General features: G+C 60.0%; 12 protein-coding genes, 1 tRNA gene and 1 pseudogene. 1 reads left to right on the top strand and 13 read right to left on the bottom strand.

Going from position 1 to position 16,022, the window contains the following annotated elements; genetic code table 11:
* Positions 1-27: 27 nt before the first annotated feature.
* From CAF63_RS29270 to CAF63_RS13795, 5 genes and pseudogenes are all read right to left on the bottom strand, one after another.
* Positions 28-732, bottom strand: coding sequence for a methyl-accepting chemotaxis protein (locus tag CAF63_RS29270; RefSeq protein ID WP_371807406.1), 705 nt, complete (start codon positions 730-732; stop codon positions 28-30).
* Positions 733-885: 153 nt separating this feature from the next.
* Positions 886-1,089, bottom strand: a pseudogene (locus CAF63_RS29265) (HAMP domain-containing protein); the annotation flags it as partial.
* A gap of 1,127 nt (positions 1,090-2,216) precedes the next feature.
* Complete coding sequence (gene ampE, locus CAF63_RS13805) at positions 2,217-3,050, bottom strand: regulatory signaling modulator protein AmpE (RefSeq protein ID WP_085685626.1); 834 nt, start codon at positions 3,048-3,050, stop codon at positions 2,217-2,219.
* A complete protein-coding gene (gene ampD, locus CAF63_RS13800) occupies positions 3,047-3,607 on the bottom strand; it encodes a 1,6-anhydro-N-acetylmuramyl-L-alanine amidase AmpD (RefSeq protein ID WP_011332414.1) in 561 nt (186 codons plus the stop codon). Before ampD ends, ampE begins: the two co-directional genes overlap by 4 nt.
* A gap of 64 nt (positions 3,608-3,671) precedes the next feature.
* The gene (locus CAF63_RS13795) at positions 3,672-5,861 is read right to left on the bottom strand and encodes a DUF1631 domain-containing protein (RefSeq protein WP_085685624.1); all 2,190 of its coding nucleotides are present in this window, start codon (positions 5,859-5,861) and stop codon (positions 3,672-3,674) included.
* Between the two features lie 256 nt (positions 5,862-6,117).
* Here CAF63_RS13795 and nadC point away from each other — a divergent pair, with 256 nt between their 5' ends.
* Entirely contained in the window at positions 6,118-6,966 is an 849-nt protein-coding gene (gene nadC / locus CAF63_RS13790) for a carboxylating nicotinate-nucleotide diphosphorylase (RefSeq protein ID WP_007953729.1), read from the top strand.
* A gap of 51 nt (positions 6,967-7,017) precedes the next feature.
* Here the strand turns inward: nadC and CAF63_RS13785 are convergent, their stop codons facing one another.
* The 8 genes from CAF63_RS13785 to nusA all read right to left on the bottom strand — a co-directional run bounded on the left by CAF63_RS13785 (position 7,018) and on the right by nusA (position 15,975).
* Positions 7,018-7,317, bottom strand: coding sequence for a DUF6388 family protein (locus tag CAF63_RS13785; RefSeq protein WP_085685841.1), 300 nt, complete (start codon positions 7,315-7,317; stop codon positions 7,018-7,020).
* A 234-nt stretch (positions 7,318-7,551) separates the two neighbouring features.
* A tRNA-Thr gene (locus tag CAF63_RS13780) sits at positions 7,552-7,627 on the bottom strand.
* A gap of 128 nt (positions 7,628-7,755) precedes the next feature.
* Positions 7,756-9,861, bottom strand: coding sequence for a polyribonucleotide nucleotidyltransferase (gene pnp, locus CAF63_RS13775; RefSeq protein ID WP_007953735.1), 2,106 nt, complete (start codon positions 9,859-9,861; stop codon positions 7,756-7,758).
* 194 nt (positions 9,862-10,055) lie between these two features.
* The gene (gene rpsO, locus CAF63_RS13770) at positions 10,056-10,325 is read right to left on the bottom strand and encodes a 30S ribosomal protein S15 (RefSeq protein WP_011332409.1); all 270 of its coding nucleotides are present in this window, start codon (positions 10,323-10,325) and stop codon (positions 10,056-10,058) included.
* A 141-nt stretch (positions 10,326-10,466) separates the two neighbouring features.
* Positions 10,467-11,384, bottom strand: a complete 918-nt coding sequence (gene truB / locus CAF63_RS13765) for a tRNA pseudouridine(55) synthase TruB (protein WP_007953739.1) — start codon at positions 11,382-11,384, stop codon at positions 10,467-10,469.
* A gap of 4 nt (positions 11,385-11,388) precedes the next feature.
* Positions 11,389-11,790, bottom strand: coding sequence for a 30S ribosome-binding factor RbfA (rbfA, locus tag CAF63_RS13760; RefSeq protein WP_007953741.1), 402 nt, complete (start codon positions 11,788-11,790; stop codon positions 11,389-11,391).
* Between the two features lie 159 nt (positions 11,791-11,949).
* On the bottom strand, positions 11,950-14,466 hold the full coding sequence (gene infB / locus CAF63_RS13755; protein WP_085685622.1) for a translation initiation factor IF-2: 2,517 nt from the start codon (positions 14,464-14,466) through the stop codon (positions 11,950-11,952).
* 27 nt (positions 14,467-14,493) lie between these two features.
* Positions 14,494-15,975 (bottom strand): transcription termination factor NusA, encoded by a 1,482-nt coding sequence (gene nusA, locus CAF63_RS13750; protein WP_003221546.1) that lies wholly within the window; start codon positions 15,973-15,975, stop codon positions 14,494-14,496.
* Positions 15,976-16,022 lie beyond the last annotated feature (47 nt).

The following is a 16,022-nucleotide window of genomic DNA, read 5'->3' as shown; positions in this document are numbered from 1 at the left end:
AACCTGCCTCACAGGAGGCAGGTCGCTTCAAACCCGGAACGCGCTGATCAACTGCTTCAACTCGACCACCTGCGCCGACAACGCGCGGCTGGCATCTTCGGTCTGATGCGCACCTTCTGCGGTGCGCTCGCCGGCACGGTTGATCTCGACGATGTTCTGGTCGATGTCGTGGGCCACAGCAGTCTGCTGCTCGACGGCGGCGGCGATCTGCTGGTTCTGGTCGACGATCATGCCGACAGCGCCGAGGATGTTTTCCAGCGCCTGTTGTACCTTTTCCGATTGCCCCACCGTGCCGTTGGCCATCTGATGGCTGACGCCCATGGCCTTCACTGCCGCGCCGACGCCGCCGTGGAGTCTGGCGATCATCTGCTCGATTTCTTCGGTCGATTGCTGAGTGCGTTTGGCCAGCGTCCGGACTTCGTCAGCGACCACGGCAAAACCGCGGCCCTGCTCACCGGCCCGCGCGGCCTCGATCGCGGCGTTGAGCGCCAGCAGATTGGTCTGCTCGGCGATGCTCTTGATCACTTCCAGAACGCGGCTGATCGACTGGCTGTCGCTGGCCAACTGGTTGATCACCAGCACCGATTGATCGATTTCGCTCGCCAGTGCCGCGATGCTGCCCTGCTGCGACTCCACCAGCCCGCGACCGCTGATGGTTTCGTCGTTGACGCTGTGGGCGCTGCTGACCGCTGCCGCTGCACTGCGTGCCACCTCCAGCGACGTCGCCGACATCTGGTTCATCGCGGTGGCCACTTGCTCGATCTGCGTGCGCTGTCCGGCGACTGCCTGATTGCTTTGCGCCGAGACGCTTTCCACTTGCCCCGCCTGCCGCTCGACCTCGCCAACGGTGTGGCCGACCCGTTCGATCAGGTCATGGATTTTCCTCACCGTACCGTTGAACACTTCGCCCAACTCGCCGAGTTCATCGCGGCTGTTGGCGCGGAAATTCACCGTCATGTCGCCCGCCGCGACTTTATCCATCATGGCCCCGAGGTTTTTCAGGGTGGCGCGGGTCGAGGCATAGAAGCCGCCGTATAGATAGAAAATCAGCACGAACACCACCGACAACGCCACGGCTTGCAGCACCATGTGCGTGCGGTTTTGCCCCAGGCGCTGCTGCAATTGGGTGTCGAGGAATTTCAGGGTCGCGTCATTGAGCTGGTAGGTCTGGTTCATCAGCCCGGTGACCTGGTCATAAAACGCCTGCCATGGGGCATCGAGCGTTTCGGCCATCACCACTTGCTCCTCGATCAGTGTGCCGGCCTGTTTCAGCGACGCCTTGCTGGCATCGGCCGGTGCGCTCAGGGAATCACGGGCGGCTTTGCTCGAACCCAGTGCGTCCTGCAATTTCAGGCCATATTCGGCCTGAAGTTTTTCGATCTGCACCAGCAGCTCGTCGAAACGGGTGCTCGACGAACTGTTGAGAAAGCCCTGACCCAATGAATACGAGCCCATCGCCCGACCTTCGCCCAAGGCCTGGGTAACGGCCGGCGTGGTCGCGGTGATCAGCTCGCTTAGCTGGCGAATGTCGCCCTGATTGTCGCGACTCAATCCGGCCTGACTGGCGACGATCTGGCTGAAAATCTGCGCATTGCCCAGCAGTTTGCCGATCAGCGCACTTTTGCTTTGCAGGGAGTTTTCCGCTTGCTGAGCCTTGAAGGCCACGATCATTTCATCGCGTTTGGCCTCGAAGAACTTGATTTGCTCCGGGTCCTCGGTCATGGGCGTCAGCCCTTGCAGGCGCGCCAGGACGTTTTGCTCAAGGCTAGTGATCTGCGCCTCGACGTTGCCGGCCTTGCCGGACTGGCCGAGAGTGACGTTGATCTGCACCAGATTGTTGAGGGTTTCCAGATCCCGGCGCAGGGTCAGGCTGCTGCCCAACAGGTCGAGGCTCTGTAGCTCCACCCGGGTGCCCTGGAATTCGCGATAGGAATCGCGCACCAGATAGAAATTGGTCACCAGCATTGGCACCAGGAACAGCACGCTGATCAGGCTGAACTTCATGCCGAAGCTCAAGCGGTTCATCAGCGAGACGGCGGGATAGAGCAAGCTCTTCACTGGAAGTCTCCCTTGGTTTTTTCTTGTTTTTATTGGCAGGCGCGGGGCGACAGCAGATAGCCACTATCGGGCGCTATCTCTGTATAGCTCAAATCGAAGGGAGGTTTTGTAACTTAAGGTTAACGAGGGGGATTGCCCCCCCTCGTCACTCGAACGGCCTAGGCCAGCACTGTCCAGAGGGCAAATCCGGCATACCACAGCACCGCCGCCCGCAGCAGCAACTCCCACAGGCAGTCGAGGGTGTTGATGCCTTCGGGGCCGACAGCGGCCGGCGGGATTTCCCCGGCAGCCAGCCCGACCCTGTTGATCAGTTGCGCGGCGCTGATGTTCCAATTCAGCAGCTCGTGCAGCATCACCCGACTGACGGCGACGAAGTTGCCGACCAGCGCAAAACTCGCCGCCAGCAGGCGCACCGGCACCCAGTCGAAGGCATGACGCAGTTGCCCGGCCCGTTCGGCCACCGCCGGGTTCAGGGCGTGTTCTTCCGCCAGCGCCAGCAAGCGATAGCTCAGCGCCGCGACCGGGCCGAGCAGGAAGTACCAGAAGATCACCGCAAAGAAACTCTGGTAGGCCTGCCACAACAGATGCCGTTGCACTTGCTCCAGCAATTGTTCGCCGCTTTCGGCGCAGATGTTCAGATCACGCTTGGCCACGTGGGCGGCGGCCTGCAGGTCCTCACGGCGCCAGGCGTCGCGAAACGGCCCGAGCTCGCCGAGCAGATCGCCACGCCCCAGGCTGTAAATCACCACCAGCAAATGCACCGGCAAGGCCAGCAGACCGTAGGCCACCGGTTCCAGCACCACCAGCAGCAACCCCAGCAGCGCCACCGGCAACAGCACCAGGACGGTCAGCACCAGCCACGGCTGTTTGGCCAGCCCACCGGTTTCAAGCTTGTGCAGTTCGCGGATCCATCCGCCATCGCGTTGAACCCGTTGGCGCAGGGCCGAGAACTTCTCGATCCAGACCGCCAGCAGTAACACCAGAAAACTCATTGTCCTTCCTCTTGTGCCAGGGCGGCGCGGTAGCGTGCCCAGTCGAATGCGGGTCCGGGGTCGGTCTTGCGTCCGGGGGCGATGTCGCTGTGCCCGCAGATGCGCTCGACGGTGATCGCCGGGAACGCCGCCTGTATCTGCCGGGTCAGCACGGTCAACGCCTGATACTGCGCATCGGTGAACGGCAGATCATCAGTGCCTTCCAGCTCGATACCCACGGAAAAATCGTTACAGGTTTCCCGTCCTTCGAACACCGAAACACCGGCATGCCAGGCACGCTCAAGACAGGAGACAAACTGGGTGACCTTGCCGTCACGTTCGATCAGAAAATGCGCAGACACGCGCAGGTCGGCGATCCCGGCAAAGTAGGGATGTTCCGTGACATCCAGACGGTTCTGGAAAAATTCCTGCACCTTGCCGGTGGCGAACTGCGCCGGTGGCAGGCTGATGTTGTGGATGACCAACAGGGAGACTTCGCCCGCCGGGCGTTCATTGAAGTTGGGCGAAGGGCAGACCTGCACCCCGTGACACCACCCGCTTGCGGGATCCAACTGCATACCGATTCCTTCAACGCCGACTGTGTTGGCGACCAGTATGCCGTGATCGGCCCCCGGCGCGCGATCACTTGCCGCGATTGAGCCGCCGCAGATTGCCGATTACCGACTCCAGCGCACGGTCGAACAACAAGGTGTCGTCCAGCGTCCGCACCGCGCCGCGACGGAACGCCAGGGCCAGTTCAGTGCGGTCGCGCTCGAGCACTTTCATCCCGGTGCGGTCGACGAATACGTACTTGCCGGTAGCCTCGATGATCGCCGCCAGTTTGCAGCGCAGGGTGTGTTCTTCGTCTTCCTCGAACGCCACCCAACTGCCCAGACGCAACTGTTCGACCTGGCGCAGACCGACATCGTCGGCCGGCAAACGCGCTGGCGTGCGTGGCTTGAGACCGTCGTCGGCCATCTGCAGGACAATCGTCTGCGACACTTCGATCATTTCCGGCAGCACGGACTGATCCGGTGCGCTGGACGGTTCGAGCAGCCGCACATGCAGCGCTTCCAGCTCACTGAAAAAGCCGCTGGTGGCAAACGGATCGAAGGCTGAACTGCTCAGGCCGTCGCGCAATGACTTGAGCAACCCCGGCACCAGTGCCAGCAGACGCAGACCGGCTTCGGCGTCGTCGTGGCGCTGCACGCTCCAGATCAATTGCTCCATGGTCCGCACGTCGGCCTGCCATTCGGCAGACTGATCGCCGTGCTTGAGGCAAGTCAGCAGCAACACCTTGCTCCAGGCCTCCTGCACGAACGTCACCACCGATGGTGGCAGGACTTTGCCCAGCAGGGCCTGGTTCAGCGCCTGCTCGACACGCTGGCGGGCCAGTTCGGTTTTCGCCCGCCCCTCTTCGGCATCGCGCAAACGCTGCTCAAGCAATTCGCTGCGACGGCGCTCGTCACTGGTGAACGCGAGGAAGTCCGCCAGCAACTCGGAAAAAATCGCCGGGTCATCGACGAAATCCGTCAGCAGGCGCTGCACCACTTGCTCGATGCGCAGGTACAGGCTGTCGCGCGCATTACCGTCGCACTCGCCCCAGCCCATCGCCGCTTCGGCGATTTCATTGAGCAAGCGGCGGGCCGGGTGGCTGCTGCGGCTGAAGAAGCTTTTGTCGATCACCGCGACCTTCAACATCGGGATCTGCAACCGCGCGATCAACGCCTTGAGCGAATCCGGCAGATTGCGATCATCGAGGATGCAGTCGAAGACCATGGCCACCAGATTGATCACGTCTTCGTCAGCCCCGCCGACAATTCGCGATTTGCCGCTGCGCACGCTGACCCGGGTCAGTAACTGTTCAAGCTGATGACGCAGATCGAAATCGTCCTGCACCGCCAGCGCCGGTACGTATTGCTGCAAATGCGAGAGCAGGCGCAGCAGGTCCCGAGTGGAAATCGGCTGGGCGGGAGCGCTGGGTTCCAGGGTTGGCGCAACGGTGCCGCGCACGTGCAGCAGCAACTCCTGCAACGCGGCGAAGACCTCCTGCACGCCCGAATCCGTCTGGGTTTTGTCGACGCCCTCGAATTCACTCTGCACGCTGGCCACGGCCTGATCGATGGCGCGACGAGCCGGAGCCGGCTTGAGCTCGGGCAACACACCCGTGGCGATCAACAGTTGATTGGCTTCGGCGTAGAGTTGATCGGTATCGGCCAGCACATACCGCTCGAACAGTTTGAGCAGGATCAGCTTGACCTTGATCTCCACCCCCAGATTGCGCCCTGCTCGCAGGAAGTATTCGCAAAGCATCGCCGGGCCCAGCGGGTTGTATTGATCGTCCAGTGTTTTGCCCAACAGCGCATTGAATCGCACGGTCAGCTGGGTGAGGGCGAACCCGTCACGATTCAGTACGCGGCCGACCATGGTTTCGACCGCGACGTTGCGCTCCATGTCATCGGTGCGCGCTGTCGTGTCTTCGTGCTGCAAGGCGTGAGAGAGGACGGTGGGAACGGGATCGAATTGGGTGAGGCCGACAAAGGCTTCGAAGAACTGCTCGAGAAAGCCGCGCTCGATACTCTTGCGCTTGAGGCGCAGGTCGCGCATGGCTTCGAAGAAAATGTTCTGCTCGACGTCGTTGCGTGCCCGGTCGGCCATTTCGAACAGGGTGTCGTCGGCGTTATCGAACAGCTCCTGCAAACCGTCGCGCAGGCGCTGGGCAGCCTTGTCGCGGACCTGAAGCAGAATCACAGGCAGGCGGGCGAGCGGCGAGTGAGTCGCCTGATCGGTAGTGGCCTTGTGCAGAGGCACTACATTCCCGTCGTTGTGCATCCAAGCCTCCTGAAACGGTGATTTGCCGACGTCAAAGTCATGGCGTCAAATGCAAGGCGGATTATCTTGCAAAAGATGCCCCCGGCGCCAGAGCCTTCAGGGTTTCCCCTATGCGCCGACACCCTCCAGTGACCACGACAGAAACGGGTTTGCTCAAAGAAAAATCGACCGGATGCAGCGCTGCGTCGCCGTTCTCGCCTTGGGTTGGCCGACGCCATGCCCCTATAATCGGGCCACTTAGTTTGTGGAGCCCGTTATGCCGAATCTACGTCTCGCCGATTTGACCGCCGAAATCGAAGCCAACGTGCGCCGTGCGTTGCTCGAAGACATCGGCAGCGGCGACATCACCGCGCAACTGATCCCGGCCGAACGCCTGGCCAAAGCCACCATCATCACCCGCGACGCCGCCGTCATCAGTGGCACGGCCTGGGTCGATGCAGTGTTCCGCCAGCTCGATCCCAGGGTGGCGGTGCATTGGCAGGTGCGCGATGGCGAACGGGTTTCGCCGAATCAGCCACTGTTTCATCTGGAAGGCCCGGCCCGTTCGCTGCTGACCGGTGAGCGCAGCGCACTGAACTTCCTGCAATTGCTGTCGGGCGTGGCGACCCGCGCGCAATACCTGGCGGACTTCGTTGCCGAGACGTCGGTGAAACTGCTCGACACCCGCAAGACCCTGCCGGGCCTGCGTCTGGCGCAGAAATATGCGGTCACCTGCGGCGGTTGCCATAACCATCGCATCGGCCTCTACGACGCGTTCCTGATCAAGGAAAACCACATCGCCGCCAGCGGTGGTATCCCGCAGGCCATTGCCGCTGCGCACAAGATCGCCCCGGGCAAGCCGGTGGAAATCGAAGTGGAAAGTCTGGAAGAGCTGAAAGAAGCGCTGGCCGCCGGTGCCGACATCATCATGCTCGACGAACTGAGCCTCGATGACATGCGTGAAGCCGTGCGCCTGAACGGCGGCAAGGCAAAACTGGAAGCCAGTGGCGGCATCAATGAAAGCACGCTGCTGCCGATCGCACAGACCGGGGTGGATTACATCTCGATCGGCGCGATGACCAAGGATGTGAAGGCTGTGGACCTGTCGATGCGCCTGAGCATCTGAGTCGACCACGCAATAAAAAACGCCAGCCCTTTCGAGGCTGGCGTTTTTGTTTCAGACCACCAGATTGTTCATCTCGCAGTATTCATCCCACTCGACACCCAGCACTTCGGCCGCTTCCTTGTGCAGTTCCAGGCGCTTGGCCTCGAACTCTTCAGGGGTGCTGGTGTACTTGAGGGTCAATTCCCAAGGTTGCAGGCCCTGGGCTTCGGCTTCGTCTTCGAACGCCCACTGGATCTGGTCTTTCTGATCATCGGGACTCAGATCCTTGATCTCGTCCATCAGCTCAGGCGCATCAAGCTTGTACTTTTCCAGCGCTTGTTCGTGGCGTTGTTCTTGAGTTAATTCAGTCATGGCGTTCTCGCTGATCATGGGAATGGAGGATGGATCTGGATCATCAAGGATCTCTCTGACGCGGACTGTCCGGCCTTCGGAACCATTCGGGATCATCTGAAAACTGCTGGGCGATGCTCATGCAGGCACCGAATATAGGACGTTTGCATGACGAATTACACGGCTCTTTACATCTCTCCCACAAAAAGTTGACCTGTGGAACATAAATGCCGGTTCAAAAGGATTAGGGAGTGGTGGTGCCCGAGACAGGAATCGAACCTGCGACCTTCGCGTTACGAGTGCGCTGCTCTACCGGCTGAGCTACACGGGCGGTGGGCTAAACCTAGCACCGGTCTTGCAGGTCGGCAACTTCGCCGAATGACTCGATATTTCACGGACAAAAAAATGCCCCGCCGTTTCACGGCGGGGCATTTTCATTGCGATAAGACTGCGGGGTGATTAAACGCCCGAAGCCTTGGCCGCTGCCACGTCTTTGATGGACAGCTTGATACGGCCGCGGTTGTCCACGTCCAGTACCAGCACTTCCACTTCCTGGCCTTCTTTCAGGATGTCGGTCACTTTCTCTACGCGAGCGTCGCTCAGCATCGAGATGTGAACCAGACCGTCCTTGCCCGGCAGGATGTTGACGAATGCGCCGAAGTCGACGATGCGCTCAACCTTGCCGACATAGATCTTGCCGATCTCGGCCTCTGCGGTAATACCCAGAACGCGCTGACGTGCTGCTTCAGCCGCTTCCTTGGTTTCGCCGAAGATCTTGATCGAACCGTCGTCTTCGATGTCGATCGAAGCCTTGGTTTCTTCGCAGATCGCACGGATGGTCGCGCCGCCTTTACCGATAACGTCACGGATCTTGTCGGTGTCGATCTTCATCGCGATCATGGTCGGAGCGTTGGCCGACAGTTCGGTACGCGACTGGCCAATGATCTGGTTCATCTGGCCGAGGATGTTCAGGCGCGCTTCCAGGGCTTGGCCCAGAGCGATTTCCATGATTTCTTCGGTGATGCCCTTGATCTTGATGTCCATCTGCAGCGCGGTCACACCTTTGGCGGTACCGGCTACTTTGAAGTCCATGTCGCCCAGGTGGTCTTCGTCACCCAGGATGTCGGTCAGGACGGCGAACTTCTCGCCTTCTTTAACCAGACCCATGGCGATACCGGCAACCGGTGCCTTCATTGGAACACCAGCGTCCATCAGGGCCAGGGAAGCGCCGCAAACGGAAGCCATCGAGCTCGAACCGTTGGATTCGGTAATTTCCGAAACCACACGGATGGTGTAAGGGAATACGTCAGCGGCTGGCAGCATGGCCGAAACCGAACGACGGGCCAGACGGCCGTGACCGATTTCGCGACGACCGGCGCCACCCATGCGACCACACTCGCCCACCGAGAACGGAGGGAAGTTGTAGTGCAGCATGAACGGGTCTTTTTTCTCGCCTTCCAGGGTGTCCAGCAGCTGTGCGTCACGGGCGGTGCCCAGAGTTGCAACGACCAGAGCCTGGGTTTCGCCACGGGTGAACAGTGCCGAACCGTGGGTCTTCGGCAGAACGCCGACTTCGATGTTCAGCGGACGTACGGTGCGAGTGTCGCGACCGTCGATACGTGGCTTGCCGTTAACGATGTTTTCGCGAACGGTGCGGTATTCGATTTCGCCGAAAGCGGCTTTGACGTCGGACGCCGAAGGCTGGCCTTCTTCACCGGACAGCTTGGCTACGACCTGGTCACGCAGCTCGCCCAGACGCGCATAACGGTCGGCCTTGATGGTGATGGTGTAAGCCTGGGAGATCGCTTCGCCGAACTCGGAACGGATAGCAGCCAGCAGCTCGGTGGCTTCTGGAGCAGGTGCCCAGGTCCAGGTTGGCTTGGCAGCTTCGGCAGCCAGTTCTTTAACGGCGTTGATCACAACCTGGAACTCGTCGTGAGCAAACAGTACCGCGCCCAGCATCTGGTCTTCGGTCAGCTCTTTGGCTTCCGATTCAACCATCAGCACGGCGTCCGAAGTACCGGCAACAACCATGTCCAGGCTCGAGGCAGCTTGCTGCTCGTAGGTCGGGTTCAGCAGGTAGCCGGTGCTTTCGTGGAAAGCAACGCGAGCGGCACCGATCGGGCCGTCGAACGGAATGCCGGAGATCGCCAGGGCAGCCGAGGTACCGATCATCGCAGCGATGTCCGGGTCGGTCTTCTTGCTGGTGGAAACGACGGTGCAGACAACCTGCACTTCGTTCATGAAACCTTCAGGGAACAGCGGACGGATCGGACGGTCGATCAGTCGGGAAGTCAGGGTTTCTTTCTCGGAAGGACGGCCTTCACGCTTGAAGAAACCGCCAGGGATCTTACCGGCAGCGTAAGTCTTTTCCTGGTAGTGAACGGACAGAGGGAAGAAGCCCTTGCCCGGATCGGCTTGCTTGGCACCGACTACGGTCACCAATACGCTGACGTCGTCGTCAACGGTGACCAATACTGCGCCGGAGGCCTGACGGGCGATACGGCCAGTCTCGAGGGTAACGGTCGACTGACCGAACTGGAATTTTTTGATTACCGGGTTCACGGTGTCCTACCTTCTTTGTGGCTCTTGGGGGAACTGGTTTCTTGCGAAATTCTTGGGCAATGCCGGGAATCGGCCCGACGCCTGTCCAGGGTAAAACGTGCATCCAGATAAAACTTGAGGCTGGGAGCCTGCCGGACGCCGGCGGGAACCCGCTGACGTCTGACAGACAACCAACCTCATGGCGCAATCGCTGATTAGCGACGCAGACCCAGGCGAGCGATCAGAGCGCTGTAACGGCTCACGTCCTTGCCTTTCAGGTAGTCCAGCAGCTTGCGACGCTGGTTAACCATGCGGATCAGACCACGACGGGAGTGGTGGTCTTTACCGTTGGCCTTGAAGTGACCTTGCAGTTTGTTGATGTTGGCGGTCAGCAGTGCAACTTGCACTTCTGGCGAACCAGTATCACCAACAGCTTGCTGGTAGTCGGCAACGATTTGAGCTTTTTCTTGAACGTCGAGAGCCATGAGGCAATCCTTTTATCAGGAAACTGTTTCAAAAACAGTTTCAACAGGCCAGGGACAAATCCCTGTATCTATAAATGAGTAGTGACCGTGCCTGTTGACAGCCACACTCGCCGGCCTGCTGTTACACAGACCGGTTTCCGGTCATTCTGACCGAATCAGTCGACGCGGCGCGATGCGCCCGTCTTCGCTCACTTCACCGATACCGATGAAGCGACCGTTGTGATCCTGTACCCGCACCATGCCGAACTTCGGAGCATCCGGGGCACGTACCGGCTGGCCGTTAAGCCAGTAGAACGCGCTCGCTTCCGAGAACTGCAGCAACGGCCAATCCTGCAGGCCGCTGTCCGATGGCATCAGGAAGCGGTCGACCGCTTCGTTGCCGCCTTCGGCATGTACCGCTTCCAGCTCTTCGAGGGTCACGGTCTGCGCCAAGGTGAAAGGCCCGGCCTGGGTACGGCGCAATTCAGCGACGTACGCACCACAACCGAGTTGCTCACCGATATCCTCCACCAGGGTGCGAATATAGGTGCCCTTGCTGCAATCCACCGCGAGTCGCGCAGTATCGCCTTCGAAGGCCAGCAATTCCAAGCGCGCAATAGTAACAGAACGCGGTTCGCGCTCCACTACTTCGCCTGCACGGGCCAACTTGTACAGCGGCTGGCCATCACGCTTGAGAGCGGAGTACATCGGCGGTATCTGACTGATTTGCCCACGAAATTTCGGCAAAACCGCTTCAATGTCGGCCTGACCAACGGTCACAGGACGCTCCTGCAAAACCTCGCCTTCGGCGTCCGCCGTGGTGGTGGTCTTGCCCAGTTGCGCCAGGGTTTCGTAACCCTTGTCGGAATCGAGCAGGTACTGGGAGAACTTGGTCGCTTCGCCAAAGCACAGCGGCAGAACGCCGGTGGCCAGGGGATCGAGACTGCCGGTGTGACCGGCCTTCTCGGCGTTGAGCAACCAGCGGACCTTCTGCAACGCGGCGTTGGAGGTAAACCCCAGCGGCTTGTCGAGCAGGATGATGCCGCTGACGTTACGACGGATACGTTTGACCTGAGCCACCGTGTTACTCCTTGGTGTCTTCGGGTTCTGCCGCAGCCACGTGCTGATTGTCCTCAGCCACGGCGCGCTCGATCAGGGCCGACAGGTGGGCACCACGCACGACGCTCTCGTCGTAGTGGAAGTGCAATTGCGGCACGCTGCGCAGCTTCATTTCGCGGGCCAGCTGCATGCGCAGGAAACCGGCGGCAGCGTTGAGCACCTTGATGCTTTGCGCGATGTCTTCGGCGTTGTCCTGCCCCATCACGGTGATGAAGATCTTCGCGTGACCGACGTCACGGCTGACTTCCACAGCGGTAATGGTGACCAGGCCGACGCGCGGGTCTTTGACTTCACGACGGATCAGTTGGGCCAGCTCACGCTGCATCTGATCGCCGATACGTTGGGTACGGCTGTATTCTTTTGCCATGATTTGTTACCTGTTACTGCCCCGCGGTGAAACCCGCAAGGTCTGAAAGCGGCAAACGCCCGGCCTGACAAAAGCCAGACCGGGCGTTGCGTTTAGAGTCCTGACGCCGTGCCGCGCACTTGCATGCGGCGGCCCGACGTGGCCCTTGAAGTGCGCGAGTCAGAGGCTGCGAGCAACCTGAACCTTCTCGAAGACTTCGATCTTGTCGCCGACTTTGACGTCGTTGTAGCTCTTCACGCCGATACCGCATTCCATGCCGGCACGTACTTCGGAAGCGTCATCCTTGAAGCGGCGCAGGGATTCCAGCTCGCCTTCGAAGATAACGATGTCTTCACGCAGTACACGGATCGGACGGTTACGGTGAACAGTACCCTCGATCACCATGCAGCCGGCGATAGCGCCGAACTTAGGCGAACGGAACACGTCACGGACTTCGGCCACACCGAGGATGTTCTCGCGAACATCGCTGCCAAGCATACCGGTCAGGGCTTTCTTGACGTCTTCGATGATGTCGTAGATCACGTTGTAGTAACGCATGTCCAGACCTTCCTGCTCGACGATCTTCCGTGCGCCGGCATCGGCACGCACGTTGAAGCCGAACAGTACAGCGTTGGAAGCCAGTGCCAGGTTGGCATCGGATTCGGTGATACCACCGACGCCGCCACCGACCACGCGCACTTGAACTTCGTCGTTACCCAGGCCGTTCAGAGCGCCCTGCAAGGCTTCCAACGAACCACGGACGTCGGATTTGAGGACGATATTGAGCGTCTTCTTCTCTTCCTGCCCCATGCTTTCGAAGATGTTTTCCAGCTTGCCGGCGTGAGCGCGAGCCAGTTTGACTTCGCGGAATTTGCCTTGACGGAACAGAGCCACTTCACGGGCTTTCTTCTCGTCGGCAACCACGCTCATCTCGTCGCCAGCGTCAGGTGTACCGTCCAGGCCGAGGATCTCGACCGGAATGGCCGGACCTGCTTCCTTGATCGGCTTGCCGTTCTCGTCGAGCATGGCGCGCACGCGGCCATAGTTCGAGCCGACCAGCACCATGTCGCCTTGACGCAGCGTACCGTCCTGAACCAGAACAGTCGCCACCGGGCCACGGCCCTTGTCCAGACGCGATTCAACCACGACACCACGGCCAGGAGCCGATGGAGTGGCAGTCAGTTCGAGAACTTCGGCTTGCAGCAATACTGCTTCAAGCAGTTCGTCGACGCCGGTACCCATTTTCGCCGAGACCGGAACGAATGGAGTGTCACCACCCCAGTCTTCGGAGGTCACGCCGTGGGCCGACAGTTCGCTACGGATGCGATCGAGATCAGCGCCAGGCTTGTCGATCTTGTTCACTGCGACTACCAGCGGAACGCCAGCCGCCTGAGCATGCTGAACAGCTTCGATGGTTTGTGGCATCACGCCGTCGTCCGCCGCAACCACCAGGATCACGATGTCGGTCGCCTTGGCACCACGGGCACGCATGGCGGTAAACGCGGCGTGACCAGGGGTGTCAAGGAAGGTGACCATGCCGCGTTCGGTTTCAACGTGGTATGCACCGATGTGCTGGGTGATACCACCGGCTTCGCCAGCAGCTACCTTGGCACGACGGATGTAGTCGAGCAGCGAGGTCTTACCGTGGTCAACGTGACCCATTACGGTCACAACCGGCGCACGAGGAACTGCTTCACCTTCGAACTTCAGGGACTCAGCCAGGGAATCTTCCAGGGCGGTGTCGCTGACCAGGGTCACTTTGTGGCCCAATTCTTCGGCGACCAGCTGGGCAGTTTCCTGGTCCAGTACCTGGTTGATGGTGGCCGGGGTGCCCAGCTTGAACATGAACTTGATGATTTCGGCAGCCTTCACCGACATCTGCTGGGCGAGATCGCCAACAGTGATGGTTTCGCCGATCTTCACTTCACGCACGACAGGGCCGGTCGGGCTCTGGAAACCGTGGGCGTTGCGTTTTTTCAACTTGGCCTTGCCGCGACCGCCGCGACGGAAGCCATCGCTTTCTTCGTCGGTAGTGCGTGGTGCCACACGTGGAGCCGGAGCCTTTTCCTTGACCGATGCGCGATGCGGAGCGTTTTTGCGCTCGCCATCACCACCGCCACGACGATTGTTGTCGTCGGCACGTGGCTTGTCCGGACGGCGCTGTTCGTCACGCTTGCGAGTGTCGGCAGCTGGCGCAGCAGCCACAACCGGCGCGGCTTCGCGCACTGGTTCGGCCACTGGCGCAGGTGCAGCGACGGCTTCGACAGGAGCAGACGGCGCAGCAGGCTGGCGACGCGCTTCTTCTTCGGCGCGAACGCGGGCTTCTTCTTCAGCCTTCTGACGGGCAGCATTTTCTACTGCGCGACGCTCATCCAGTTCACGCTTGCGCTCGGCTTCGATTTCTTCCGGGCTACGCTGTACGAAAACTTTCTTCTTGCGGACTTCAACGCTGATGCTTTTGCTGCCAGCCACACGCAGGGTGCTGGTGGTTTTACGCTGCAGCGTGATCTTGCGCGGTTCTTCCACTTTCGCCTTGTGGCTGCTTTTCAAGTGGGTCAGCAGGGATTGCTTCTCACTGTCAGTCACATTTTCTTCGGCGGCGGTGTGCGGCAGACCTGCCTCACGCATCTGCTGCAACAGGCGCTCTACCGGTGTTTTGACCTCATCGGCCAGTTGTTTCACCGTGACTTGCGTCATGCACTTCTCTCCTCAGGCCGCGCCTAATTACTCGAACCAGTGGGCTCGGGCGGCCATGATCAACTTGCCGGCACGATCATCGTCAATGCCGTCGATGTCGAGCAGGTCGTCAATAGACTGCTCGGCCAGGTCTTCGCGGGTAATTACGCCGCGCACCGCCAGTTCCATCGCCAAATCCTTGTCCATACCCTCAAGCGAGAGCAGGTCTTCGGCCGGATGGGCGTCTGCCAGCTTTTCCTCAGTAGCGATGGCTTTGGTCAACAAGCGATCCTTGGCACGAGCGCGAAGCTCGTTGACGATGTCTTCGTCAAAGCCGTCGATGTTGAGCATTTCTTCCAACGGTACGTAGGCAATCTCTTCCAGGCTGGTGAAGCCTTCGTCTACCAGCACCTGAGCCAGCTCTTCGTCGACTTCCAGCTCGTCGATGAAGTTGCGCAGGATGTCGCCGGTTTCCGCTTGTTGCTTAGCCTGGATGTCCGATTCGGTCATCACGTTCAGGGTCCAGCCAGTCAGCTGGCTCGCCAGACGCACGTTCTGACCACCACGACCGATGGCCTGAGCCAGATTGTCTGCGCCAACGGCGATGTCCATGGCATGGGCATCTTCGTCAACGATGATGGCCGCCACTTCTGCCGGCGACATGGCATTGATCACGAACTGCGCCGGGTTATCGTCCCACAGGACGATGTCGACACGCTCACCACCCAACTCGCCCGACACGGCCTGGACGCGCGAACCGCGCATACCGATGCACGCGCCTTGCGGGTCGATGCGTTTGTCCTTGGAGCGGACAGCGATCTTGGCACGCGAACCCGGATCACGGGATGCGGCCATGACTTCAATCAGGCCTTCAGCGATTTCCGGCACTTCGATACGGAACAGCTCGATCAGCATTTCTGGCGCGGTACGCGACAGGATCAGCTGAGGGCCGCGGTTCTCGGTGCGGATTTCCTTGAGCAGCGCACGCAGACGCACGCCGACACGGAAGGTTTCGCGAGAAATGATGTCTTCACGGGCCAGCAACGCTTCAGCGTTGTTACCCAGGTCGACGATCACGTTGTCGCGGGTCACTTTCTTCACGGTGCCGGAGATGATTTCTCCCAGGCGCTCGCGATAAGCGTCAACCACTTGAGCGCGCTCGGCTTCGCGCACTTTCTGCACGATGACCTGTTTGGCGGTCTGCGCAGCGATGCGGCCGAACTCGATGGACTCGATCTTTTCTTCAACGACGTCGCCAACCTTGGCGCCAGGGTGCGTTTCAGCAACCTTGCTCGGCCAGGTTTCGATGGCCGGATCATCGAGATCATTCTCTTCGACGACCGTCCAGCGACGGAAAGTTTCGTAAGAACCGGTGTGGCGGTTGATTTCCACACGCAGATCAACTTCGTCTTCAAAACGCTTTTTGGTAGCAGTGGCCAGAGCCAGCTCCAGCGCTTCAAAAATTACGCTTGCCGGTACACCCTTTTCATTGGATACCGACTCAACAACCAGCAGTACTTCTTTGCTCATCGTACGCCTCGCCTTTCGCAAGCCATTGGATCCGCGGGATCCGCGTC

The organism is Pseudomonas sp. B20(2017) (assembly GCF_002113125.1).
In the GTDB taxonomy this organism is placed as follows: Bacteria; Pseudomonadota; Gammaproteobacteria; order Pseudomonadales; family Pseudomonadaceae; genus Aquipseudomonas.
This window is presented reverse-complemented; position numbering and strand designations above follow the sequence as displayed.